The sequence below is a fragment of the Lutibacter sp. HS1-25 genome (assembly GCF_004121075.1).
GTDB lineage: Bacteria > Bacteroidota > Bacteroidia > Flavobacteriales > Flavobacteriaceae > Lutibacter.
In genome coordinates, this window is the sequence record NZ_RHLN01000043.1 from 92,772 (window position 1) to 117,109 (window position 24,338).

The 24,338-nt window shown below is 30.1% G+C and carries 24 protein-coding genes and 1 pseudogene; 12 read left to right on the forward strand and 13 right to left on the reverse strand.

The window, feature by feature from the left end; all coding sequences use genetic code 11:
- Positions 1-38: 38 nt before the first annotated feature.
- From EC396_RS11690 to EC396_RS11705, 3 genes and pseudogenes are all read right to left on the reverse strand, one after another.
- Complete coding sequence (locus EC396_RS11690; RefSeq protein WP_129366871.1) at positions 39-773, reverse strand: 5'-methylthioadenosine/adenosylhomocysteine nucleosidase; 735 nt, start codon at positions 771-773, stop codon at positions 39-41.
- A 9-nt stretch (positions 774-782) separates the two neighbouring features.
- Positions 783-1,445 (reverse strand): ABC transporter ATP-binding protein, encoded by a 663-nt coding sequence (locus tag EC396_RS11695; protein WP_129366872.1) that lies wholly within the window; start codon positions 1,443-1,445, stop codon positions 783-785.
- A 41-nt stretch (positions 1,446-1,486) separates the two neighbouring features.
- Positions 1,487-3,900 (reverse strand): annotated as a pseudogene (locus tag EC396_RS11705) (DUF5916 domain-containing protein).
- Positions 3,901-4,317: 417 nt separating this feature from the next.
- Between EC396_RS11705 and sucC the strand changes: the two are divergent.
- Complete coding sequence (sucC, locus tag EC396_RS11710; RefSeq protein ID WP_129366875.1) at positions 4,318-5,511, forward strand: ADP-forming succinate--CoA ligase subunit beta; 1,194 nt, start codon at positions 4,318-4,320, stop codon at positions 5,509-5,511.
- A 280-nt stretch (positions 5,512-5,791) separates the two neighbouring features.
- Here the strand turns inward: sucC and EC396_RS11715 are convergent, their stop codons facing one another.
- From EC396_RS11715 to EC396_RS11725, 3 genes are all read right to left on the reverse strand, one after another.
- Positions 5,792-6,622 (reverse strand): DUF6263 family protein, encoded by an 831-nt coding sequence (locus tag EC396_RS11715; protein WP_129366876.1) that lies wholly within the window; start codon positions 6,620-6,622, stop codon positions 5,792-5,794.
- Between the two features lie 114 nt (positions 6,623-6,736).
- On the reverse strand, positions 6,737-7,111 hold the full coding sequence (locus EC396_RS11720; protein ID WP_129366877.1) for a PUR family DNA/RNA-binding protein: 375 nt from the start codon (positions 7,109-7,111) through the stop codon (positions 6,737-6,739).
- Between the two features lie 80 nt (positions 7,112-7,191).
- The gene (locus EC396_RS11725) at positions 7,192-8,946 is read right to left on the reverse strand and encodes an ABC transporter ATP-binding protein (protein WP_129366878.1); all 1,755 of its coding nucleotides are present in this window, start codon (positions 8,944-8,946) and stop codon (positions 7,192-7,194) included.
- A 162-nt stretch (positions 8,947-9,108) separates the two neighbouring features.
- Between EC396_RS11725 and nusB the strand changes: the two genes are divergently transcribed.
- The 8 genes from nusB (at position 9,109) to EC396_RS11765 (ending at position 15,583) form a co-directional block, all read left to right on the forward strand.
- Positions 9,109-10,047, forward strand: a complete 939-nt coding sequence (gene nusB / locus EC396_RS11730; protein WP_129366879.1) for a transcription antitermination factor NusB — start codon at positions 9,109-9,111, stop codon at positions 10,045-10,047.
- A 162-nt stretch (positions 10,048-10,209) separates the two neighbouring features.
- Entirely contained in the window at positions 10,210-10,527 is a 318-nt protein-coding gene (locus tag EC396_RS11735) for a DUF1573 domain-containing protein (protein WP_164975258.1), read from the forward strand.
- A gap of 25 nt (positions 10,528-10,552) precedes the next feature.
- Positions 10,553-10,870: a preprotein translocase subunit YajC gene (gene yajC, locus EC396_RS11740; protein WP_129366881.1), complete on the forward strand. Its 318-nt coding sequence runs from the start codon at positions 10,553-10,555 to the stop codon at positions 10,868-10,870.
- 76 nt (positions 10,871-10,946) lie between these two features.
- The gene (locus EC396_RS11745; protein ID WP_129366882.1) at positions 10,947-11,915 is read left to right on the forward strand and encodes a CdaR family protein; all 969 of its coding nucleotides are present in this window, start codon (positions 10,947-10,949) and stop codon (positions 11,913-11,915) included.
- 6 nt (positions 11,916-11,921) lie between these two features.
- Positions 11,922-12,506, forward strand: coding sequence for a dephospho-CoA kinase (gene coaE, locus EC396_RS11750; RefSeq protein WP_129366883.1), 585 nt, complete (start codon positions 11,922-11,924; stop codon positions 12,504-12,506).
- Positions 12,507-12,604: 98 nt separating this feature from the next.
- Entirely contained in the window at positions 12,605-14,176 is a 1,572-nt protein-coding gene (locus EC396_RS11755) for a sensor histidine kinase KdpD (protein WP_129366884.1), read from the forward strand.
- Between the two features lie 10 nt (positions 14,177-14,186).
- Entirely contained in the window at positions 14,187-14,888 is a 702-nt protein-coding gene (locus EC396_RS11760; protein ID WP_129366885.1) for a response regulator transcription factor, read from the forward strand.
- A 74-nt stretch (positions 14,889-14,962) separates the two neighbouring features.
- Positions 14,963-15,583 (forward strand): L-threonylcarbamoyladenylate synthase, encoded by a 621-nt coding sequence (locus EC396_RS11765; protein WP_129366886.1) that lies wholly within the window; start codon positions 14,963-14,965, stop codon positions 15,581-15,583.
- On the opposite strand, the gene EC396_RS11770 is transcribed toward EC396_RS11765, so the two are convergent.
- Together EC396_RS11770 and EC396_RS11775 are read right to left on the reverse strand one after the other, a co-directional pair.
- The gene (locus EC396_RS11770) at positions 15,578-16,576 is read right to left on the reverse strand and encodes a glycosyltransferase family 2 protein (RefSeq protein ID WP_129366887.1); all 999 of its coding nucleotides are present in this window, start codon (positions 16,574-16,576) and stop codon (positions 15,578-15,580) included. The genes EC396_RS11765 and EC396_RS11770 overlap by 6 nt on opposite strands.
- 46 nt (positions 16,577-16,622) lie before the next feature.
- Positions 16,623-17,072 (reverse strand): type I restriction enzyme HsdR N-terminal domain-containing protein, encoded by a 450-nt coding sequence (locus EC396_RS11775; protein ID WP_129366888.1) that lies wholly within the window; start codon positions 17,070-17,072, stop codon positions 16,623-16,625.
- 29 nt (positions 17,073-17,101) lie between these two features.
- On the opposite strand from EC396_RS11775, the gene holA reads away from it, so the two are divergent.
- Entirely contained in the window at positions 17,102-18,103 is a 1,002-nt protein-coding gene (holA, locus tag EC396_RS11780) for a DNA polymerase III subunit delta (protein ID WP_129366889.1), read from the forward strand.
- 14 nt (positions 18,104-18,117) lie between these two features.
- Here the strand turns inward: holA and EC396_RS11785 are convergent, their stop codons facing one another.
- The 5 genes from EC396_RS11785 to rlmH are packed head-to-tail and all read right to left on the reverse strand — an operon-like array spanning position 18,118 to position 22,066.
- Positions 18,118-19,152: a M28 family metallopeptidase gene (locus EC396_RS11785; RefSeq protein ID WP_129366890.1), complete on the reverse strand. Its 1,035-nt coding sequence runs from the start codon at positions 19,150-19,152 to the stop codon at positions 18,118-18,120.
- 38 nt (positions 19,153-19,190) lie between these two features.
- Positions 19,191-19,985: an ABC transporter ATP-binding protein gene (locus EC396_RS11790; protein ID WP_129366891.1), complete on the reverse strand. Its 795-nt coding sequence runs from the start codon at positions 19,983-19,985 to the stop codon at positions 19,191-19,193.
- Entirely contained in the window at positions 19,985-21,019 is a 1,035-nt protein-coding gene (locus tag EC396_RS11795) for an iron ABC transporter permease (protein ID WP_129366892.1), read from the reverse strand. Before EC396_RS11795 ends, EC396_RS11790 begins: the two co-directional genes overlap by 1 nt.
- On the reverse strand, positions 21,013-21,591 hold the full coding sequence (locus tag EC396_RS11800) for a non-canonical purine NTP diphosphatase (protein ID WP_129366897.1): 579 nt from the start codon (positions 21,589-21,591) through the stop codon (positions 21,013-21,015). The genes EC396_RS11795 and EC396_RS11800 overlap by 7 nt, the downstream gene beginning before the upstream one ends.
- A gap of 1 nt (position 21,592) precedes the next feature.
- Positions 21,593-22,066: a 23S rRNA (pseudouridine(1915)-N(3))-methyltransferase RlmH gene (gene rlmH, locus EC396_RS11805; protein ID WP_129366893.1), complete on the reverse strand. Its 474-nt coding sequence runs from the start codon at positions 22,064-22,066 to the stop codon at positions 21,593-21,595.
- A gap of 78 nt (positions 22,067-22,144) precedes the next feature.
- Here rlmH and nadC point away from each other — a divergent pair, with 78 nt between their 5' ends.
- Together nadC and EC396_RS11815 are read left to right on the forward strand one after the other, a co-directional pair.
- Positions 22,145-23,008 (forward strand): carboxylating nicotinate-nucleotide diphosphorylase, encoded by an 864-nt coding sequence (gene nadC, locus EC396_RS11810; RefSeq protein ID WP_129366894.1) that lies wholly within the window; start codon positions 22,145-22,147, stop codon positions 23,006-23,008.
- A 341-nt stretch (positions 23,009-23,349) separates the two neighbouring features.
- On the forward strand, positions 23,350-24,270 hold the full coding sequence (locus tag EC396_RS11815; protein WP_129366752.1) for a YihY/virulence factor BrkB family protein: 921 nt from the start codon (positions 23,350-23,352) through the stop codon (positions 24,268-24,270).
- Positions 24,271-24,338 lie beyond the last annotated feature (68 nt).

Consider the following 24,338-nt stretch of genomic DNA (forward strand, 5'->3'; position numbering starts at 1 on the left):
TTAGAGTTGTTTCTCAAAGATATGAAAATGAATGCGACTTATGAAAAATAGTTTTTTAAAATTCCCAAGGCATAATTACTGGCAATTGAATTTGCAAAAGTCGAAAAATCTATGTGTGCATTGTCGTTTGCTTTGTCTGATATAATTCTGATAATTGAAAAAGGTATTTGATATTCAAAACAAACCTGCGCTACTGCAGCACCTTCCATTTCTACACAGGTTGCAGTAGGTATTAATTTGTTCAATTTTTTAATTTTTTTCAAACTCGAAATAAATTGATCGCCACTTGCAATGTCTCCAAAAACAACTTTAGGGTTGTCAATATCAAAAAGTGCCGCGTCACTTGGTTTTATGTAAGTATTGTAATTTTTAAAAAAAGTATTGGTTGCTGCTAATAGTTTTGAAGCATCGCTTGTGTTTAAAAACTTTTTCTTTAATATAGGAATTTCTAACTTTTCGTAAAAAGGAGAAGCATTTAAATCGTGTTGAAATAAGTTTTTACCAATTACAACATCACCAATATTTAATTCGTTTACAATACCACCTGCAACACCTGTAAAAATAATTTCAGAAACATCAAAATCATTGATTAATTGAGTAGTTGTAACTGCAGATGCCACTTTTCCCCAGCGAGAAAAAACCAAAATTACTTCTTTGCCAAAAAGTGTTCCTTGGTAATATTTTCGCATTCCTTTTTCAGTAATTGTTGTATTTTCAAGTTGGTGTAACAATGCCTGAATTTCTTCTTGCATTGCGCTAATAATTCCTATCATTTTAAAATTTTAATTGATGATTTTTCCGTCTATCATTTCTAACTTTCTGTCTGCCATTTCAGCCAATTCTTCGTTATGTGTTACAATTACAAAGGTTTGGTTAAATTTTTCGCGCAAGGTAAAAAATAACTCATGTAAATTTTTGGCAGATGTAGAATCTAAATTTCCACTTGGTTCATCGGCAAAAACAACATCAGGATTGTTTATCAATGCTCTTGCAACAGCCACACGTTGTTGCTCACCGCCCGATAATTCGTTTGGTTTGTGGTTAATCCTGTCTGCTAATCCTAAAAAATCCAGTAGCTCTTTTGCTTTTTCTTCGGCTTCTTTTTTAGGTGTATTGGCTATAAAAGCAGGTATACATACATTTTCAAGCGCCGTAAATTCGGGCAGTAATTGGTGAAACTGAAAAATAAAACCAATGTGTTTATTTCTAAATTTTGAAAGATCTTTGTCTTTTAAATCCAACAAGTTTTGTTGTTGAATTGTTAGTGTAGAGTTTTTGTTTTTTGAAGGTTTGTCTAAAGTTCCTAAAAGTTGCAATAAGGTAGTTTTACCTGCTCCCGACGGGCCAACTATCGCAACAATTTCGCCTTTTTTAATGTGTAAATCAACTCCTTTTAAGACCTCTAAATCTCCGTAAAATTTGTGAATATTTGTAGCTTCTATCATTTTCTAAAATAATGTTGTGAAATTAAACAATTAAATGAAAACTACAACCACGATTTTATTTGACTGTAGTCTAAAAAGTAAATTAACTTCAGAGAGACAATATTATTGATTGGTTCTTCAAATAAGTTACTTAAATTCTCATTAAAATCTAAATAAGACAAATCATCTTCATTAAAAATAGAATTGCGATACTGGGCAACTAAAAAGCTTCCTGGGGCAAATTGCCAAGTGTAGTTTAAATCTAAATTCCAAACATTGTAATTGATATCGTTATTTTCTAAATAAGTTGATGCGTTTAATATGCCATCATCATTTAGTAAATAATATTGGTCATCATATGCAACAGGAGACCAGTAATATCTAAAGGAAAGTGATAGCGATGATTTAGTACTGAAATTTAATTGTCCGCTTAATGAATTTGTAATTTCTTTTGAATTTCGATTTCCAAAAATAATATCTCCATTGTCAAGATTGTCAACATAACCATAATCGTTCAATAGTTGTTCGTAATTTATTTCGTAAACCATTTCAAATTTATCAGAAAAGCGGTAACGGGGCGCAATTGCAACACTTTTATAATTGTTGTCGCTATTGTTGTAACGAACAGCGAAGTACAAACTAAAATCTATTGCAAATTTCTTTCTGTAATCTGTTGATATCCAAGCGCCAGATTCAAAAACCCCTTGCTGTTTAAAATAGCGCCCATCAACTCTTGGTTCGTAATAGTCGTATTGGTAACCTATGTTAGTTTCGATATTTGCTCCAAAAAAAATCGTTTAATGGTTGAAAAGTATGCGTTTAATTCAAAATCATTACCAGTATATGCGTTTGTTGAGCTTAAATAGTCTAATCCAGCTTCAAAACGAATGCGGTATTCGTTAAAAGTTTTAGTGGGTTCAAAAATTTGATAAGAGATTTTTCCTTCATAATTAGCGTAATTATTTCTTCTGATAAAGCCTAAATCTTTGATGTCGTAATTTTCATTAGCTCTACTGTATTCTACATAATATTGGTAATTTCCAAAGGTTTTACCAAGTTGAATATAACCAGCATAACCAGGTTTATTTACGCCATCTTCTTTTACATTGCTCATTTTTAAATTTCCGCGTACATTGTATTTATTTTCTTTATCTGAAATATCATATAGCAATGCAGAGGTATTGGCATCTCTAAAACTACCATCGCGCATTACATTGGTGTTTACAAAGCTTACAGATGAGTTTTTATTGAATTGTTGGTCAATTACAAAAACATTGTAATTGGTAAATGGTTCAGTTGTTTGTGCTCTAACCACGCCAGTAATGGTGTCTTTTATAGTTGCCTGTGTTTTTTCGGTAATAGCATTAAAAATTCCAATTCCAAGTCCGTTTTTATCTCGACCAGATAATTTAATGGCATTTATCATATTTACTGTTGAAGGGTTTTCTATGATTTTTTCATTTTCAAGTAGTTCATCTTCAATATCATAATAATCCGTTGGAGTATTTCCTATTCTTCTTGAATAAAATAAATTCCCTTTGGTAAAAAGCTCAGTACCTTCGGTAAAAAACTCTCTTTTTTCAGAAAAACGTTGTTCAAAAGGACCTAAATTTAGTACGGTTTCATCAAAAGCAGTTTGACCAAAATCTGGAATTAAAGTAACGTCTAAAGTGTAGCTTTCACTTAAACCATATTTTATGTCTAAGCCAAAATTTGCATCAAATCTGGTATCTCCATCATAATCTGAAAGAGTTCCAGACGTATAAGGATAAAAGCTCAATCGGGTAGGAGGTTCAATGTTTTCAAAATCAGTGATTTCTCCTGAATAAAATGAAATTTCACCTACACTTTTATTGATGGGGCTCCAAACATATTGTTCGTTTAAATAGTTTATTTTTCTGTGGAAGTTAACGCCCCAAGTTTGCACAGGTGTATTTGCAAATCGTAGTTGAGAATAAGGTATTTTAACTTCAACAACCCAGCCATTATCGTTAATAGTAACTTCGCTATTCCAAACTGCATTCCAACTAAAATCTTCATCTCCATCAGGAAAAACTTTAGCGTCGGCTTGTGAATTGGTGCTCATAACAAAAAATTCAAAATCGTTTTGACCATCGTTAAATGGGTTCAAACTAATAAGAAAAAAATCGGTATTTTTAAAAGTATCTCTACTACCAAATTGCATTGGTATTTTATCGGGAGTATTATCAAATAAAGTTGCTCCAAAATAAATAGCTTCATTGTCGTAAGCAATTTTTACAACTGTTTTTTTATTTGGATTTTCTGGAGTTCCCTCTCCGGGTCTAAACATTACAAAGTCCTTTGCTATATCAGCATTTTTCCAAAATTCTTCATTTAAAACACCATCAATAGTGGGCTTTTTTTCAACTCTCAAGGCCTTTACTGATTTTTTAGCTTGTTGAGAGAACCCGATTGAAAAAATAAAAAGAAAGTATAATAATAAATATTTTTTCATCGTTTTTTTGAGAGTATTTTCAATTCTAAACAAAAATATTCAACATAAAATAGGTGAACTCTTAAAAAAATGTTAATAAAATTAAATTTAAGGATTTCAATAGTTAAAAAAGATGTTGTGTAAAAGTGTTGAAAATAATAGTTTGCAAACATTTGTAATTTAAAGTTAAATCATTGTTTAAAATCAGCTGTTTAAAAGTTAAGTATTTGAAATTTAGAGTGAGATAAAATAGATAAAACACAAAAAAACGAGGTGTTTTTTAAATTAAGTATATTTTAATTGAAAACGTTTGAATTAAGGCATTTGAAGAGTTTTATGAAGCAAATAAAATTAATAAGATTTAAAATTTACATGACTGTTGTTCAAATTTGATTTATTATATTTGTTTTTAGAACATTAAAAAAATCTATACTACTAATGAATTTACACGAATATCAAGGAAAAGAATTGTTAAATAGTTTTGGCGTTAGAATTCAACGTGGAATTGTTGCTGATAATCATAAAAAGGCAGTTGAAGCTGCAAAACAATTAGCAGAAGAAACTGGTACTGGCTGGTGGGTTGTAAAAGCTCAAATTCACGCAGGTGGAAGAGGTAAAGGTGGCGGCGTAAAATTGGCTAAAAGTTTGGCTGAAGTAGAGTCGATTTCTGAAAATATCATAGGAATGATGTTGGTTACACCACAAACATCAGAAAAAGGTAAAAAAGTACATCAGGTTTTAATTGCTGAAGACGTTTACTATCCTGGTGATAGCGAACCAGAAGAATATTATATGTCTGTTTTATTAAACAGAGCTACTGGTAAAAATATGATTATGTATTCTACCGAAGGTGGTATGGATATTGAAACGGTTGCTGAAGAAACACCTCATTTAATTTTTACCGAAGAAATTGATCCTTTGTTAGGCATACAAGCTTTTCAAGCTCGTAAAATTGCTTTTAACTTAGGTTTGTCGGGTAATGCATTAAAAGAAATGACAAAGTTTGTTACTTCATTATACACCGCTTTTGTAAAATCAGATGCTTCTTTATTTGAAATCAATCCTGTTTTAAAAACTTCAGATGATAAAATTTTAGCCGTAGATTCTAAAGTAACTTTAGACGACAATGCTTTGTTTCGTCATAAAGATTTAGCAGCGTTGAGAGATTTACGCGAAGAAAATGAAATTGAAGTTGAAGCCAATGCAGCAGGTTTAAATTATGTAGATTTAGATGGTAACGTTGGCTGTATGGTGAACGGTGCAGGTTTGGCAATGAGTACAATGGATTTAATAAAGCAGTCGGGTGGTGAGCCAGCTAACTTTTTAGATGTTGGTGGTACTGCAGATGCAAAACGTGTTGAAACAGCTTTTAGAATTATTTTAAAAGACGACAATGTAAAAGCCATTTTGGTAAATATTTTTGGTGGTATTGTGCGTTGTGATCGTGTAGCGCAAGGTGTTATTGATGCATACAAAAATATGGGAGACGCTATTAAAGTGCCTATTATTGTGCGCTTGCAAGGTACCAATGCCATTGAAGCAAAACAGTTGATTGATGATAGTGGTTTGGCTGTAATCTCTGCAACAGAATTTCAAGAAGCAGCAGACAAAGTACAACAAGTGCTGGCTTAAATTGATAATAAAATCAATAAAAAAACCGTCTAAAATTACTTTAGGCGGTTTTTTGTTTTTATAAGTTGTTCTTAAAATTATAATTTGCTTTTAAATGTATAACTTTAAATTGGTTTTTTGGGTGTTACCCACAAGGGGTCGGGCTTTCGTTACTCGCTTTTTTTTGTTGTAAAAAGCAACAAAAAAAGAGCTCAAACATGCCACTCAATCCCTAACACTTATTTGAACAATAAATAACAGCAAACTGCCACTAAAACAGCTACAGCCTCATATTTAACTATTAAATCTTTTTCGAAGTATTTTTAATTGTTCCAACAGCAGTAGCCGGAAACACCATACCACCTTGGCTAATTTCCATTGCCAAAGTTTGGTTTAAAAGTGAGTCTACAAGCCATCCTGTTTTAGTATCAATAATCATTTCTCCGTTTACAGTTCCGCTTAAGTTTATATCAACATCATTTACTTTGTTTGCAGAAATAATGCCTTCAACACCAATTGTAGCATTGTTGTTTTCAGTTTTAAGCAAAGTGTATTTTATATTGTATTTCATCTCGCTTTTTTCCAAAGTTGAAATTTCTTCATCCCAACTATCACCAACATTGATCTTGTTTTTTGGGTAAATCACAAAATTAGTTCCCGAATAAAAATTGTTTGAAATGTCTTTATTTTCAACAATATTACTTAAATCCATATTGTTTAATTTTCCTTGAGAATCAATTACAATTTGAAACGATTTATTCAATATTTTTTGAAATTCTTCACTTATTGCAGCAACTGTTGGGTCGTTATTATCGGGTGTATTAGAATCGTAATTTATTTCCATACCCATAATAGATTGTGACATTTGGACTCTTTGTATTTGTCCGTCTAAAGCAATATCGTTATCAGTTTTGTTGGTTATTAAATAAGTCATTTCCATACTCATTAACATTCCCATACTCATTTCGATACCATTAGCATCAAATTTAATAGTTTGATCCGTTTCGGTTGTATAATTGTATTTATCGTTGGTATTTAGATTGTACTTTAATTCAATTGCTTTTTGGCTAAAAGCAGTGCTAAAGATAAAAAGCATTGCAACTGTTGTTTTGATAAGATTGATTTTTTTCATTATAATTTTTTTAATTGTTTATTCAAATATATTTTAAATAATTAGAAATAAATAAAAAAAAAGAGGTTATCAAATAAATTATGATAACCTCTTTTAAAATTGATAAAACATAGATTAAATATCTTCAAATCTAATGTCTGTAAAACTTTCTGCACTTGTGATTTCAACATTTTCTTCATTATCAGAAGCTTTTTTGAAATCTTTTTGATGACGTTCAGAGATAACTTCTTCGCCTTTTTCTCCTAAAATATAATCAGTTGCAGCTTGAAGCATTTCATTAAACTCTGTGAAATCTTCTTTGTATAAATAAATTTTGTGTTTTTTGTAATGGAAAGATCCATCGTCGTGTGTAAATTTCTTACTTTCAGTGATTGTTAAGTAATAATCTTCTGCTTTGGTAGCTCTTACGTCAAAAAAGTAAGTTCGTCTTCCTGCTCTAAGAACTTGAGAAAAAATCTCCTCTTGTTCTAAATGTTCGTTTTCATTCATAATTAACTTTCTATTTTTATTAACCTTTTTATTGGATATATTCACAAATCTATAAAATAATTTGATTTATTTTATACTTTTTATATTTCTTTTTCTAAAAGTTGTTGCTCGTATAATTCTTTATAATAGCCATTTTTATTAACCAACTCATTATGTGTACCTTGTTGAATAATCGCTCCGTTTTCTAAAATTATAATGCTATCTGCATTTTTAATTGAAGAAATTCTATGACTAATAATCAGTGTTGTTTTGTTTTTGCTAATATGGTCTAAATTGTTTAAAATAATTTCTTCAGTTTCTGTATCAACAGCCGAAAGGCAATCGTCGAAAATTAAAATTTGAGGATCTTTTATAATTGCCCTGGCTATAGAAACACGTTGCTTTTGACCTCCAGACAGCGTTACACCTCTTTCCCCAACATAGGTATTAAAACCATTGTTAAATTCTATAATATTATGGTAAATGTAGGCGTCTTTAGCTGCTTTTTCAATTTTTTCGTCTGAAGCATATTCATCACCAAATTTTATGTTGTTTTTAATGGTATCTGAAAACAGAAAAGCTTCCTGCGGAACAAAGCCTATACTTTGTCTTAAATTATCTAAATTTAGTGATTTGATATTTTCTCCATCAATTAAAATTTCCCCAGAAGTTACATCGTATAAACGAGCAATTAAATTGATGATGGTGGATTTTCCTGAACCTGTATTTCCTAAAATTGCCAAAGTTTTTCCTTGTGGTAATTTAAATGATACATTTTTTAGTGCTGTAATATTGGTATCGTCATATGTAAAAGTTACATTTTTAAACTCAATATCGCCATAAATTGTAGACTCATTTGGGTTGTTGTTTACTATTTCTGGTTCAATTTTTAAAAATTCATTGATACGATTTTGAGAAGCTTCAGCTTCTTGTATAATTGAGGTTACCCAACCCACAACAGCAACTGGCCAGGTAAGCATATTTACATACATAATAAATTCAGCAATAACACCTAACGAAATTTCGCCATCCATATATCGCAAACCACCAACATAAATAACCAAAATGTTACTTAAACCTATCAAGAGCATCATTAGTGGATGAAATAGTGCATTTGCTTTGTATAAGTGAATGTTTTTTTCTTTGGCTTCATCACTCAACAATGTAAATTCAGCAATCGCTTTATTTTCAATATTGTACGATTTTATAATGCTTATTCCTGAAAATATTTCCTGTGCATTTGCAGTTAATTTTGATAAATATTGCTGTACAATGGTGCTTCGTTTGTGAATAATACTGCTTAAAACATAAATAGAAATAGATAAAACGGGCAGTGGTAATATGGTGTATAATGTTAAGGTCGAATCAATTTGAAACATTTTAATAATGGCAACAATAAATAAAACCAGCATGTTTACAGTATACATAACGGCAGGACCAAAGTACATTCTAACTTTAGAAACATCTTCACTAATGCGATTCATTAAATCACCTGTTTTGTTTTTTTTGTAAAAATTTAATGAAAGTTTTTGGTATTGTTGGTAAATTTCATTTTTTAAATCAAACTCAATTAACCTAGAAGTCACAATAATTAACTGGCGCATTAAAAAGGTAAAAAAACCAGATAGCAAAGCTGCTCCAATAATTAATAAAATATTGTAAAAAAGATCCGTTTTTACAATTTCTATATCGGTAATTGTGCCAAGTCGGTAGTTTTCAGCAACATCAACAGATTCTTTTGTAAAATGTGGTACTTGAAGTATCAAAAGATTTGATAAAACGGTAATAAATACACCTAATAAAAGTCGGTATTTGTATTTGAAAAAATATTTGTTTAAGTACTGTAAAGCTTTCATAAAGGGAGTAGCTGCAATCAATTTTAAAAGCACGAATATACAGCAATATAATTTTATGTTACTATATTTTAAAAGTTTTAACTTTAGTTTAAAAAAAATAAAACACGCTTCTTTATCAAAAAAAATATAGTATTTTTGCGGCTTCAAAATAAAGTTCTTTAAATGATAAACAGAAGACATATTAGAGTTAAAGTAATGCAATCGGTTTATGCGTTGCAACAATCTAAAAGTGACAACCTAATAAGAGAAGAAAAATTCTTATATTATAGTATCGATAAAATGTATGATATGTACGCACTGTTATTACGTTTATTGGTTGAAGTAAGAAATTTAGAAAGCAATCATATTGCCATTTCTAAAAAAAAGTTTTTAGCTACTGCTGAAGAAAAAAATCCAAACACAAAATTTATTGACAATACAGTTTTTAATATTTTGAGCGAAAGTGTTTCGTTGAATGAATATTTAGAAACCCAGCATTTAACCAATTGGGAATTGGATGATGAATATGTAAAAGAAGTTTGGAAGCTTACCAAAGAAAGTGAGATTTATGCTTCTTATATGGAGTCTAACACCAATAATTTTCAGGAAGATAAAGAGTTTGTGGTAGCAATGTTTAAAACTATTGTGGCTCCAAATGATAAAATTGCTGATTATTTTGAGGATAAAAATATTACTTGGGTTGATGATATTCCGTTTGTAAACACCTGGATAGTTAAAACTCTAAACAGTTTAAAAGCAAATGGTACTTTACAATTAGGAAGGTTGTATAAAGATGATGACGATAAAAAGTTTGTTGTAGATTTGTTTAGAAAAGTTGTTTTGAATCAGTCTGAATTTGAAAAAGAAATTGAAGATAAAACACCAAACTGGGACAAAGATAGAATTGCAGAAATTGATTTGATTTTAATAAAAATGGCAATTGCTGAGTTTTTAAAATTCCCTTCAATTCCTACAAGTGTTTCAATAAACGAGTATATCGAAATTTCGAAAGATTATTCTACAGACAAGAGCAGTTATTTTATAAATGGAGTTTTAGATAAAATTTTAAAAGAATTTTCGGCTTCAAAAAGATTGAATAAAATAGGAAGAGGATTGATCTAATTTTATATTTTTACAAATTAAATTTATAAATATGAAAAAATAGTTTTATTATTATTTGCTGTAATAAGTTTAAGTTCTTGCGAAACAAAAACAGCATCATCTAAAATAAATGAGTCAAACTTAGAAAGCGCTAAAGAGCGTGATGCAAAGTTAAGTTTAGGTTTGCCAATTGTTGAGTTTGACCAAGAAGAATATGATTTTGGAACCGTTGTTGAAGGTGAAAAAGTTGAAGGTGTTTTTAAAGTTACAAACGCTGGTAAAGTAGATTTAATTATTCTAAATGTAAAACCATCTTGTGGTTGTACTACACCAAATTGGACAAAAGAGCCAATTGCTCCAGGGGCTTCGGGTGAAATTAAATTCGAATTTAATTCAACGGGTAGAGTTGGTGTTCAAAATAAATCAATTACAGTAAAATCAAATGCAGAAAAAAATACCCAGGTTATTAGATTAAAGGGTACTGTAACTGCAAAAAAATAATATTAATATCAATTAAAATAAAACAATGTATACAGCAATTTTTTTACAAGCAGAAGGTGGTTTAATGAGTATGTTACCATTTTTATTAATGTTTGTGGTTATTTATTTCTTTATGATTAGACCACAAATGAAAAAAGCAAAAGCCGAAAAGAAATTTCAAAGCGAAATAGCAAGAGGAAATAAAATAATTACTACAAGTGGTATTCACGGTAAAATTGTGGATATTGTTGATAGTGACAATACTGTTATTATTGAAACTAGCGCAGGGAAAATTAAATTTGAACGTTCTGCAATTTCAATGGATTTAACAAAAAAAGTACAAAATTTAGTTGAAAAAAACTAAATTATCAAAATAGTCAATTATAAAAAGTGAGCCTATTTGGCTCACTTTTTTTGTATATTTATGTTTTAATTAAAATATGAAAACAATTAACAAAGCATCCATTTTTACCCTAAAAAAAAATAGAAAAATCAAACTTTTTTTAGGTTTTTTGGTACTAACTTCTGTTGTTTGGTTGGTAATAGAATTGTCTAAAACATATACCAGTATTACTACATTTAAAGTGCAATTTGAAAACATACCTGCCGATAAATTACTGCAAAATGCATCTGTTTCTCAAATTGATTTGGTGCTAAAAGCTCCCGGTTTTTCTCAATTAAGATATAAATCGAAACTAAAAAAAATTAAATTAAATTTAAGCAATGTTACAAAGCAAAAAAAGCAATATTATTTTTTGCCAAACGCACAACTTTCTTATTTAAGTCAACAATTTCCTGCTAATATTGATGTGTTAGATGTTTTAAAGGATACTATTTTTGTAGAATTGGGCAACAACATTTCTAAAAAAGTACCTGTTTATCCAAATGTAGATGTAAAGTTTAAGCTGGGTTATAATTTTATTGAAAACTTAAAAAGCACTCCAGATTCTATAACCATAACAGGGCCAGAGAAATATATAGACACTATTTTTCAAATTCGTACGGTTTCACTAAAATTAAACGAGGTTTACGAAACTATTGATGCTTCTATACAGCTAAAATCTCCAGTTAAAAATAATCAGGTTGTATTATCAACCAACAAAGTTCAGGTAACAGCTAAAGTTGATAAGTTTACCGAGGGTAGTTTTAAAATTCCTGTAAAAATTATAAATGTTCCTGAGGGCATAAAAGTTAATCCTTTTCCAAAAGAGGTAAATATAATTTACCAAGTTGGTCTTTCAAATTTTAATAAAATCAATCCAGATAGTTTTTCGGTAGTTTTTGATTTTAACCAATATAAAAACGATTCTATTATTAAGTATTTAACGCCTTCAATTTTGCAGAAAAGTAATTTATTGTATTCAATAAAAGTTGTTCCAAGTCAATTAGAATTTTTAATTCAAAAGTAAAAAAACATGAAAATAATTGGACTAACAGGCGGCATTGGAAGTGGAAAAAGCACTGTTTTAAATTTATTTAAAGCTTTAGGTGTTGAAACGTATGTTGCCGATATTGAAGCCAAAAAATTAATGTCAACCGATTTAGATTTGAAAAAAGAGATTTGTGCTTTATTTGGAAACGAAGCTTATTTGAATAACGAATTAAATCGGGCTTATATTGCTTCTGTAGTTTTTAACAATAGTGATAAGTTGCAGGAGTTGAACAGTTTAGTGCATCCAAAAGTACGTGCTCATTTTCAAAATTTCATAAAAAATTGTAATGCAAATCTCGTTATTTATGAAGCTGCCATACTGTTTGAAAGTGGTAACCATACCATGTGCGATTATATTATTACTGTTACGGCAGATTTAGAAGAAAGATTAAAGCGCGTTTCAAAAAGAGATGGTGTTACAAAACAGCAAGTTTTAGAAAGAATGAATCATCAAATAAGCGATGAATTTAGAATTCAAAATTCAAATTTTGTAATAAAAAATAATGATTTGGAAAGTACAAAAACACAAGTATTAACTGTGTTTGACTTATTGCAAAAAATGCATTAAATTTGCTGAAAATCTTAATTATTTGTTAATTAAGAGCAATGTCTGTTAATTTTTTTGAAATAGCGTTATTTGTGTTGTTAAAAGTTTAAATTTGATTAATGGGAAAGAGGATTTTTATACTCATTATTGTATTGATGAGTATCGCCTTAATAGGTATTATTTTTGTTCAAGTTTTTTGGATTAAAAACACAATATTAATAACAGAGGAGCAATTTACATCAAACGTAAAAATTGCTTTGGCTAAGGTTTCAGATGATATCAGGCAAAGAGAGTTTGATGATTTTTATGAAAAATATGCAGCCAGTTATAAAGAGGGACAGTTAATTAACGGTTCTGATATACGTAATTTTATTTATGAGCGTATAGATACTGTTAGTAATGAGCGTTATACCTATACACAAAGTATAATTGAGCAAAATTATAAAGTCCCGGTTGAGTTCTTTGAAAATGATTCTATTGATTTTAAAGAGATTTTTAGTAAAGAAGATTTTTTTGTAGCTAAAAACATAATGCTTGACAATTCAAGAGGCAATAAAACAGAATTACCTGAAGAGCATATTACTAAAATGGGAAGAATTAAAGAGGCTGAAAAGTCTTTGTTAGTTCAATCATTTGACGCTACACGAAGTCGTATTCCAATTCATCAAAGGGTAAATAATACAGAGCTTACCTTGCGTTTAAAAAGCCAGTTAGATTTAAGAGGTATTTCAACCGATTTTAAATATGGTATTTACAGTAATGGTTTGGCAACACAAGTAAAATCTGATTATTTTAAAAAAGAAGTAGGAAAAAGTTATATGGTTCCTATGTTTTCTGATACAGAAGGAAACAGTAATTATCAGTTATTTGTAACTTTTCCAAAAAAGAAAAATTTTATTCTTTCTTCTATTTCAAAAATTTTAGTGCTATCAGTGTTTTTTATTTTAATAATTATTCTGTCATTTGTAACAGCATTGTATCAATTGGTAAGACAAAAACAAATTTCTGAAATTAAGACAGATTTTATCAATAACATGACGCATGAGTTTAAAACACCCATTGCAACCATAAATTTGGCATTAGACGCTATTAAAAATCCTAAAATTATAGGAGATAAAGAAAAAGTTGAGCGCTATGTTAAAATGATTAGAGATGAAAATAAGCGTATGCATATACAAGTTGAAAATGTATTGCGTATTTCAAAATTAGAAAAAAATCAATTAGATGTAGTTAAAGAGCCTGTTGATGTTCATGATATTATTGAAGAAGCATTGACACACGTTGATTTATTGTTAAAAGATAGAGGTGGGGTTATTAAATTAAATTTTAAAGCGACTTTAAATGATGTAATGGCAAACCAGTTTCATTTAACAACGGTGTTTGTAAATATGTTAGAAAATGCTATAAAATATTCAGTAGACGCACCAATAATTGAAATTGAAACTGAAAATACGCATAAACATATTATTATAAAAATTAAAGATAATGGTATAGGTATGAATAAAAATGTTCAAAAAAACATTTTTAAAAAGTTTTATAGAGAAGAAACAGGAAATATTCACAATGTGAAAGGTCACGGTTTAGGACTTTCATATGTTAAAAAAATTATAGAAATTCATCAAGGTCAAATTAATGTTGAAAGTGAAAAAGGAATAGGAAGTACATTTACCATTAATTTACCACTGATTTAAATAAAAAAATATGGAAAACAACAAGATTTTATTAGTTGAAGACGATCCTAATTTTGGAATCGTTTTGAAAGATTACTTATCGTTAAACGATTATAATGTGACCCTTGCAAAAGATGGTTTGGAAGGATTAATTATGTTTAAAAACGACGAATTTGATATGTGTATTTTAGACGTAATGATGCCTCGTAAAGATGGTTTTTCTTTGGCAAAAGATATTAGAGCTACCAATTCTGAAGTGCCTATTATTTTTTTAACTGCCAAAACAATGAAAGAAGATGTTTTAAAAGGTTATCAGGCAGGTGCAGATGATTATTTAAATAAACCGTTCGATTCTGAAGTGTTATTGTATAAAATCAAAGCAATTTTACAACGCAAAGAAGCTGAGCAAATTACAGAAGAAGAATCATTTGAATTTACCATTGGAAAATTCGAATTCAATTCTAAATTACGTCACTTAAATTTTCCAGGTGAAGAAACTCAAAAACTTTCTCCAAAAGAAAGTAAATTGTTAAAATTATTGGCGGTGCATAAAAACGATTTGATGCCAAGAGAAATGGCTTTGACAAAAATATGGAGAGACGATAATTATTTTACATCTAGAAGTATGGATGTATACATTGCCAAACTAAGAAAGTATTTAAAATTGGATCCTAATGTTGAAATTATAAATATTCACGGTGAAGGATTTAGGTTGATAGAAAATAAAGTATAATATATAATTAAACCTGCTTTTGGCAGGTTTTTTTATGCTTAAAAATAGCTACATTTGTTAAAACTATAATTGAAATGGCAGAATTAATCAGAATTTTTGAAGAAAACCCAAACGAACGTGAGATTGACAAAGTTGTGAAGGTTTTAAAAAAAGGTGGATTAATAATTTATCCAACAGATACCGTATATGGTTTAGGTTGTGATATTACCAATTCTAAAGCTATGGAGAAAATAGCTAAAATTAAAGGTATTAAATTAAACAAAGCCAATTTTTCGTTTGTGTGTTACGATTTAAGTAACCTATCTGATTATGTAAAGCAAATTGATTCATCCACTTTTAAAATATTAAAACGAAACCTTCCTGGACCTTATACTTTTATTTTACCAGGAAATAATAATTTACCAAAAGCATTTAAAAATAAAAATACGGTAGGTATTCGGATTCCAAATAACAATATTATTAGAGAATTGGTTAAAAAATTAGGCAATCCAATTGTATCAACGTCTATTTATGATGAAGATGATTTAGTAGAATATACTACAGATCCAGAATTGATTTATGAAAAATGGGGTAGTATTGTTGATGTTGTGGTTGATGGAGGTTATGGTGATAATATTCCGTCAACAGTGGTAGATTTATCTGAAGGTGAAATAAATGTATTGCGTGTAGGTAAAGGAAGTGTTGAAGATTTATAGGTCTTCAAATTTCTTTTTTCCCTGTACATAATAACTCCAAACTATACTTTTTATACTGTAGTAATTGTTATTTTGGATTGATTTTTTTCTTTTTCTTAGTGTTTTTGGTAATGAATAATAAAAGTTAGCGTGTGCTCTTAAAATGGCTAAAGTATGAATTGGTCGCAATTCTGCTAAAAATTTAACACCTGCAATGCCATCTAAAATCATTCGCATAAATATTACAGGAACCAACTTTGAAGTTGGTAAATTTTTAACCAAACTAAACAAACTATTTCTAAAATTTAAAAACGATTTTCTAGGACTTGCTTCTTTTATGGTTGCGCCACCAATGTGGTAAACTGTTGAAGCGCCAACGTATTTAATAATATAATTACTATTTTTTGCTCTCCAGCACAAATCAATTTCTTCCTGATGCGCAAAATAATCTTCATCAAACCCTTCTAATTCAAAAAACACTTCAGCACGAATAAAAAAACAAGCACCCGATGCCCAAAATATTTCAGTAGTATCATTGTATTGTGAATGGTCTGTTTCAATGGTCGAAAAAACACGACCTCTACAATACGGGTAACCAAATTTATCAATAAAACCGCCACCTGCACCAGCATATTCAAACAATGATTTGTTTTTAAAATCTAAAATTTTTGGTTGAATAATAGTTGTAGTTGCTTCGTTTTTAAATGTTGAAATAATTGAATCTAACCAATTTTCGGTCACTTCAATGTCTGAATTTATAAGTCCAAAAATATCCGCTTCAACATGTTTTAAAGCATCGTTATAACCTTTGGCAAAGCCTCCGTTTTTTTTATTTTGAATGATTAAAACCGATGGGAAATTTTGTTTGATAAATTCAACCGAATGATCAGTTGAAGCATTGTCTGCAACATAAATTGTTACATTTTCCTGTGTGCTAAAATTAACAATTGAAGGAAGAAATTTTTCCAATAATTGTTTGCCGTTCCAATTTAATATAACAAGTGCTATTTTCACAGGTGCAAACTTACTTCAAAAATTATAGAAAATGATAAATTATTTTTTATTTATCACCGTAATTCGGAATGTTTTCTAAGAAAATATAACATTCGTTTTCAGTGTCCATTTTACAGAAAAAATGTTCTAATCCGTTAGAAACAATCAAAAATTCTGAAGTTAATTTTAAATTATATCTTGCAATTTGATCAAAAGTAGCTTGTGTTATTTTTACTGACGGGGCTTTGCATTCAACAATAATATTTGGCAATCCGGTATTGTCAAAAACCAAAATGTCTGTGCGTTTTGTTAACTTGTTGATTGTCACTTTTTTTTCAACAGCAATTAAAGAAATTGGGTATTTTTTTTCTTCAATTAAATAATGAATTAAATGTTGTCTAACCCATTCTTCAGGTGTAAGAACAACATATTTTTTTCGAATGATATCAAAAATAACAAGCTTATTTTCGTTACTTTTGATTCTTAATTTATATGTAGGTAAGTTTAAGGGCTGCATACCGCAAAAGTGCTAATTTTTTTTTATACATGAGTGACGTTGCTAAAATAGTTTCTGATATTGGAAATGGAATTGTAAAACCTATTTATTTGTTGATGGGCGAAGAGCCTTATTATATTGATAAAATTTCAGAATATATTGAAAACAATATACTTACGGAAGAGGAACGAGGTTTTAATCAAATGGTAATGTATGGAAGAGATATAGAAATAAGCGATATTATAGACAATGCAAAACGTTTTCCTATGATGGCTGAAAAACAGGTGATTGTAGTTAAAGAAGCTCAGGATTTATCTGGAACTATTGAAAATTTATTGTCTTATGCGCAAAACCCACAACCTTCTACAGTGTTGGTTTTGTGCTATAAATATAAAAAAATAGACAAGCGTAAAGCCTTGTATAAAGCCATTCAAAAAAGTGGTTTGGTGTTTGAAAGTAATAAATTATACGAAAATCAGGTAGCTGATTGGATTCGTAGGGTACTTTCAGGAAAAAAATATGACATTGATACCAAAGCAACGTTGATGTTGGTCGAATTTTTAGGAACAGATTTAAGTAAAATTAGCAACGAACTGGATAAATTAATTGTTGTTTTACCCAAAGGAACTAAAATTACTGCTAAAGATATTGAAGAAAATATTGGAATAAGTAAAGATTACAATAATTTTGAATTGCGTAAAGCGGTAGGGGAGAGAGACGTGTTAAGAGTAAATCAAATTATCAATTATTTTGCTCAAAATCAAAAAGCCAATCCGTTAATTATGACGATCTCTTTGCTAAACAGTTTTTTTACGCAATTGCTTATTTATCATAGTTTAAACGACAAGTCTAAAGCCAGTGTTGCAAAAGCATTGGGTGTAAATCCGTTTTTTGTTTCAGATTATACTGTGGCAGCCAAAAATTATCCCATGCGAAAAGTATCGCAAGTTATTGGATTGTTGCGTGATGCCGATGTAAAAAGTAAAGGAGTTGGCGCAAATTTACCAGCAAAAGATATTTTAAAAGAGTTGCTATTTAAAATTATTCATTAAATCCCAACTTCAAACTATTTATCAACTACAATTCGTTTGTCTCTGTTTGCCAATTCCCAAGCAGTAAAAAATACCAGCTGCGTTCTTTTTGCCAAAACTTCATAATTTATTTTATCTGGAGTGTCTGACGCTTTGTGATAATCTTCATGAGTACCATTAAAATAAAATATAATAGGAATGTTATTTTTTGCAAAATTGTAGTGATCAGACCTGTAATAAAAACGATTAGGATCGTTATCATCATTATAAGTATAATCTAAAACCAGCTTTGTAAATTGGTTATTAATAGCTTCAGAAATCTCATGCAATTCGGAACTTAATTTGTCTGAACCAATCAAATAAACAAATTCTGGAGTATCAGTATGTGCTTCATCAACCCTTCCAATCATATCAATATTTAAATCGGCTACGGTATTTTTTAAAGGAAAAACAGGATGATTTACATAATATTTTGAACCTAACAAACCTCTTTCTTCACCAGTAACATGTAAAAATAAGATAGATCGTTTTGGGCCATTTCCTTCTAAGACAGCATTTTGAAATGCTTCAGCAATTTTCATAATGGCAACAGTTCCTGAGCCATCGTCATCTGCGCCGTTAAAAATATCTTCTTCCGTTTTTCCAAGGTGGTCAAAATGGGCAGAGATTACAATAATTTCCTCAGGTTTTTCAGAACCTTCAATAAAAGCAAGCACATTTTCAGAAGGTTTTAAATTTGGTCTTAATTCTTCAGTAGGAATTTCCTGAAAATAATCATCGCCTCCTAAAGGTGAAGCAATGTTGTGAGATTTATAAAAATCCTTTAAATATTCAGCAGCCAATTTTTGACCAGGTTCACCTGTGTTTCTACCTTCAAATTCATCTGAAGCCATTACATACAAATGTGTTTTTAAATCTTTAGGTGTAATTATTTTTGAGTATTCAAAAGCAAGATCGCCTGTTATTAGCGCAGGATTTTGAATAAAAGGCAATGTTATTTCTGAAAAATTAGCAGTTTTTCCACAATAAATAAATGGCAAAAACAGGATGATAAACAAGATATTTTTCATTGTGAGGTTTTTTGAGTTAATCAAATATATTAAAAAAATTAAGAGTGATTAACTGTAAACTGCTTTAAAGTTTTGTTAAAGCTAATGAGTTCAGAGTCAAAAAGTTGGTCTAAACTATTGTCTTCAATTAAAGTAGCTGTTTTTCCTGAAATAAACTTCGAAGGTGTCATTAACCACAATTCATCAGCCAATTGCATCGCTAAATTAGCTTCGTGAGTTGACACAATAATTGTTTTTCCAAAGTTTTTAGCCAGATTTTTAAGTAACGAAAAAGTGTTTATGGTATGGTGTAAATCCAAATGAGCAGTAGGTTCATCTAAAATAATAATTGGCGTATCTTGGGCAAGTGCACGCGCTACCAATACTTTTTGTAATTGACCATCACTTAATTCATAACACTTGCGATTCATTAAATGTTGTGTATTTGTTTGTTCAAAAGCCGACTGAATTATTTCTAAATCGTTGGTTGTTAAATAACCAATCCAATTGGTAAAAGGCTGTCTACCTAAAGCAACCAATTCATAAACAGTTAAGCTAGAGTCTGGTAATCTTTCAGTAAGCACCAGGCTCAATGTTTTTGATAAATCGGCATTTGTTAAGGTCTCTAATTTGGCATTGTTAATTAAAACAGTGCCGCCAAGTTCAGGCTGAACTTTAGTTAAAGTTCTTAATAAAGTAGATTTTCCAATACCATTTTTTCCAAGTAAACAAACTAAATTACCAGGTTCTAAACAAATGTTTAAATTTGATGCAATGGTACTAATATGCTTTTTTGAAGCGTAACCAATACTTAAATCAGTCGTTTTTATAATGTATTTAGTTGTTGCATCCATTAATAATAAATTTTTCTTTTTCTAACCAATAACCAAATAATAATAGGTGCTCCAAATAGCGAAGTTATGGCGTTTATAGGCAGCGTATATTCGCTGGTTGGCATTTGTGCAATACTGTCGCAAATAAGCATTACAATAGCGCCGCTAATGGCAACTGCAGGTAACAATGTTTTATGGTTTGAAGTGTTAAAAAGTAATTTTGTTAAATGCGGAACCGCCAATCCAATAAAAGCAATAGGACCCGAAAAAGCTGTAATTACACCTGTTAATAAACTAGTTGCAATAAGTGTAATGTTTCTGGTTTGTTTTACGTTTACACCCATACTTTTGGCGTAATTTTCACCTAAAAGCAAACTGTTTAATGGTTTGATAATAAAAACAACCATAGAAACTCCAATTATATAAATGGTAAATAAAGCAATTATTTCTTGCCAACTTAAATTTCCTAAGCTTCCAAAACTCCAAAACATATATTGTTGTAATTCTGCAGCACTACTAAAATAGGCCAATACACTTATAACTGCTGAAGTTAAACTTCCAAACATCAAACCAATAATAAGAATAGACATGGTGTTTCTTACTTTTATAGCTGCCAACATTACTGCAGCAAGTACTAAAAATGCACCAGAACTTGCAGCAATTGCCAAGCCAAAATTGGTAAATGCATAACTTGTAATGCTTGCGCCAAAAAACGAAGCGCCCAAAATTAAAATAGCAACACCCAAACTTGCTCCAGAACTGATTCCTAATACAAAAGGTCCTGCAAGCGGATTTCTAAACAATGTTTGCATTAACAAACCGCTAATTGACAAGCCTGAACCAACAAGTATGGCAGTAATGGCTTTTGGTAAACGATAATTTAAAACAATGGTTCTCCAAGAGTCTTTTTCTACTTCACCACTTGTTAGCGTTAGCAATATTTGTTTAAACGGAATGTAAACAGAGCCCAAACTTATATTTATCAAACAAAAAATAAGTAAAACAACCAACAGAATGATAAATGTATTTTTATATGATTTTAGATGATTTACCAAGATTGTTCGTTTAAAAATGTAACTAGTTTTTCAATGGCTTTTCCTCTGTGACTAATAGCACCTTTTTGTGTCATAGACATTTCAGCAAAAGAATTGTTAAATCCGTTTGGCATAAAAATAGGATCATAACCAAAACCACTGTCGCCTTGTTTTGCTGTTAGTATTTGTCCTTTACAAATGCCTTCAAAAATAAATTGTTTGCCATCAATATTAAGTGCAATGGCAGTTCTAAATTGTGCTTTTCTGTTTTTTTTATCTTGAAGTTCGTTTAACAACTTATCCATATTGGCGTTGGCATTGTTACTTTCGCCAGCATAACGCGCAGAGTACACGCCAGGTTTGTTGTTTAAAGCTTCAACTTCAAGTCCGGTGTCGTCTGCAAAGCAATTCAATCCAAATTTTTTAGTAATATAATCGGCTTTTAAAATGGCATTGCCTTCTAAAGTATTGGCCGTTTCAGGAATGTCGTCAAAGCAATTGATAGCTGCCAAACTAACAATTTCAAAATTGGTTAACATGGCTTGTACTTCTTTTAATTTGTGTTGATTGTTGGTTGCAAAAACCAGTTTTATTTTACTCATGATGGTAAGGTTCGTTTTTTAAAATAGTAAAGGCGCGGTACAATTGTTCAACCATAAATAAACGAATCATTTGGTGCGAAAAAGTCATTTTAGACAAGGAGATTTTTCCTTGGGCTTTTTGATAAACAGTTTCAGAAAAACCATAAGGTCCGCCAATAACCAATACCAGTTGTTTTATACCTGCATTCATTTTTTTTTGAAGAAATTCAGAAAATTGAATGGAGCGAAATTCTTTTCCTTTTTCATCCAACAAAATAAGTTGATCAGTGGGCGCTAATTTAGATAAAATAAGTTCGCCTTCTTTTTCTTTTTGTTGTACTTCGCTTAAATTTTTCACATTTTTTATATCAGGAATTAACTCCAATTCAAAATTGATATAATGCTTCAATCTATTTTGATAGTTTTCAATAAGCGTCTGTAAATTTTTATCATCGGTTTTACCAATGGCCAATAATTTAATTTTCATTCAGCAAATATAAAAAGAAATAAAGATGAAACTTTTGAAAATAAAAAAGTTATTTTTGTGTGACAATTTGCATAAAATATGATTAGTAAAGAACAATTTGAAAAAGAGTTAGATATAATAATTTCAAACGCTATTAGAGAAGATGTTGGTGATGGAGATCACAGTTCATTGGCTTGTATTCCGGTTTTAGCAAAAGGAAAAGCAAAATTACTGGTAAAGGAAGATGGAATTATTGCTGGGGTAGCAATGGCAAAACGCATTTTTAATTATGTTGACAAAAATTTAAAGGTTGAAACACTTATCAATGATGGCGAAAATGTAAAATATGGCGATGTTGTTTTTTATGTTGAAGGAAGTTCTCAGTCTATTTTAAAAGCCGAACGTTTGGTGCTAAATATGATGCAACGTATGAGCGCCATTGCAACCAAAACAAACCAATTTGTAGCGCTATTAGCAGGTACAAAAACAAAAGTGTTGGATACGCGAAAAACCACTCCGGGAATTAGAGCTGTTGAAAAATGGGCGGTTGTAATTGGTGGTGGGGAAAATCACAGGTTTGCTTTGTATGATATGATTATGTTAAAAGACAATCATATTGATTTTTCGGGTGGCGTAACCAATGCCATTGAAAAAACAAAACAATATTTAAAAGACCATAATTTAGATTTAAAAATTATTGTTGAAGCCAGAAGTTTGGATGAAATTAAAGAGATTTTAGCCTGCGGAGGTGTTTATCGTATTTTAATAGATAATTTTAATTACGAAGATACGGCAACTGCTGTAAAATTAATTGGCAACCAATGTTTAACAGAATCATCTGGAGGTATTAATTTAGAAACTGCCCGTAAATATGCCGAATGTGGTGTAGATTTTATTTCATCAGGCGCTTTAACGCATTCTGTTTACAATATGGATTTAAGTTTAAAGGCGGTTGAAGGTTAGTTAGATATTAGAAGTTATAAGTTATAAGTTAGATATTAGAAGTTAGATATTAGAAGTTATAAGTTGTAAGTTAAAAGTTAGATATTAGAAGTTATAAGTTGTAAGTTAAAAGTTAGATATTAGAAGTAAGATATTAGAAGTTCGAAGTTAAATATTAAAAGTTTTAAAGGATAAATTCGGGTGACCGAAAACGGAAGATAGAACAAGGTTGTCACGCTGAGCTTGTCGAAGCGCAACAATCGATACTAAATATTAAAAGGATAAATTTCCTTTTTAATGAGGGCAGGGAGGTGTAATATTTACAACAAACCTATACCTCTGCAACCTTTTCACTTAAAAAAATGACCAAACCAATAGAAGAAAATTTAGATAAAATTCCTGTTGTAAATCTGGTAATTAGACTGATTAAAAAAGTCAAAATTCCGGGTTTGTTGGGCTTGTCGTTATACGATCTTTTGGAGATGTATATTATCGGAATTTTTAAAGGTGCCTTAACCTCAAGAGCTGGCGGAATTGCTTTTAGTTTTTTTATGGCATTGTTTCCTTTTTTACTATTTATCCTAACTTTAATTCCGTACGTTCAAATAGAGGGATTTCAGCAAGATTTTTTAAATACCATTGAGCATTTATTACCACCAAATACTTTTGAATCTGTTCAAGGTGTAATTGTAGATATTGCAAATAACAGGTATGGTGGCTTGCTTTCCTTTGGTTTTATAACTTCAGTTTTTTTAATGACAAATGGTGTGAATGCTGTTTTGGGAGGTTTTGAATATTCGTATCATATCAGCGAAATGCGAAATATAATTCGTCAGTATTTTGTATCAATGGGTATGGCAATTCTTTTGGCAGTGGTGTTGTTAATAACAGTTGCTTTAAATATTTATTTTGAAATGGCAGTTAATAATTTAACGGTTTCAGGATTGCTGGTTGATGATGTATTTTGGATACAATATGGCCGTTATGTTTTTTTTATCGTACTTATTTATGTTTCTGTTTCATTTTTATACAAATATGGCACAAAAGAAACCAAAGAAATTTCATACGTGCCAGGTGCCTTGTTAACTACCTTGTTAACCTTGTTAATGTTTAAGCTATTTGCAGTATATGTTATCAAATTTTCGACCTATAATGAGCTGTACGGATCAATAGGTACCTTGTTAATTTTAATGCTGTTTGTTTGGTTAAATTCCATTATTTTATTGTTAGGTTTTGAGTTAAACGCCAGTATTTACAGCCTAAAAAAACAATCACAAAATTAATACCTTATGAAAGTTATTGCAATGATTCCTGCTAATGTAGTCTGGTTGTTTTGTAGTTCAAAGATACT

What these genes read in the sequence shown, in the direction of transcription:
- EC396_RS11690 (WP_129366871.1), bottom strand. Translation starts at nt 773, where the DNA reads ATGATAGGAATTATTAGCGCAATGCAAGAAGAAATTCAGGCATTGTTA.
- EC396_RS11695 (WP_129366872.1), bottom strand. Translation starts at nt 1,445, where the DNA reads ATGATAGAAGCTACAAATATTCACAAATTTTACGGAGATTTAGAGGTC.
- sucC (WP_129366875.1), top strand. Translation starts at nt 4,318, where the DNA reads ATGAATTTACACGAATATCAAGGAAAAGAATTGTTAAATAGTTTTGGC.
- EC396_RS11715 (WP_129366876.1), bottom strand. Translation starts at nt 6,622, where the DNA reads ATGAAAAAAATCAATCTTATCAAAACAACAGTTGCAATGCTTTTTATC.
- EC396_RS11720 (WP_129366877.1), bottom strand. Translation starts at nt 7,111, where the DNA reads ATGAATGAAAACGAACATTTAGAACAAGAGGAGATTTTTTCTCAAGTT.
- EC396_RS11725 (WP_129366878.1), bottom strand. Translation starts at nt 8,946, where the DNA reads ATGAAAGCTTTACAGTACTTAAACAAATATTTTTTCAAATACAAATAC.
- nusB (WP_129366879.1), top strand. Translation starts at nt 9,109, where the DNA reads ATGATAAACAGAAGACATATTAGAGTTAAAGTAATGCAATCGGTTTAT.
- yajC (WP_129366881.1), top strand. Translation starts at nt 10,553, where the DNA reads ATGTATACAGCAATTTTTTTACAAGCAGAAGGTGGTTTAATGAGTATG.
- EC396_RS11745 (WP_129366882.1), top strand. Translation starts at nt 10,947, where the DNA reads ATGAAAACAATTAACAAAGCATCCATTTTTACCCTAAAAAAAAATAGA.
- coaE (WP_129366883.1), top strand. Translation starts at nt 11,922, where the DNA reads ATGAAAATAATTGGACTAACAGGCGGCATTGGAAGTGGAAAAAGCACT.
- EC396_RS11755 (WP_129366884.1), top strand. Translation starts at nt 12,605, where the DNA reads ATGGGAAAGAGGATTTTTATACTCATTATTGTATTGATGAGTATCGCC.
- EC396_RS11760 (WP_129366885.1), top strand. Translation starts at nt 14,187, where the DNA reads ATGGAAAACAACAAGATTTTATTAGTTGAAGACGATCCTAATTTTGGA.
- EC396_RS11765 (WP_129366886.1), top strand. Translation starts at nt 14,963, where the DNA reads ATGGCAGAATTAATCAGAATTTTTGAAGAAAACCCAAACGAACGTGAG.
- EC396_RS11775 (WP_129366888.1), bottom strand. Translation starts at nt 17,072, where the DNA reads ATGCAGCCCTTAAACTTACCTACATATAAATTAAGAATCAAAAGTAAC.
- holA (WP_129366889.1), top strand. Translation starts at nt 17,102, where the DNA reads ATGAGTGACGTTGCTAAAATAGTTTCTGATATTGGAAATGGAATTGTA.
- EC396_RS11785 (WP_129366890.1), bottom strand. Translation starts at nt 19,152, where the DNA reads ATGAAAAATATCTTGTTTATCATCCTGTTTTTGCCATTTATTTATTGT.
- EC396_RS11790 (WP_129366891.1), bottom strand. Translation starts at nt 19,985, where the DNA reads ATGGATGCAACAACTAAATACATTATAAAAACGACTGATTTAAGTATT.
- rlmH (WP_129366893.1), bottom strand. Translation starts at nt 22,066, where the DNA reads ATGAAAATTAAATTATTGGCCATTGGTAAAACCGATGATAAAAATTTA.
- nadC (WP_129366894.1), top strand. Translation starts at nt 22,145, where the DNA reads ATGATTAGTAAAGAACAATTTGAAAAAGAGTTAGATATAATAATTTCA.
- EC396_RS11815 (WP_129366752.1), top strand. Translation starts at nt 23,350, where the DNA reads ATGACCAAACCAATAGAAGAAAATTTAGATAAAATTCCTGTTGTAAAT.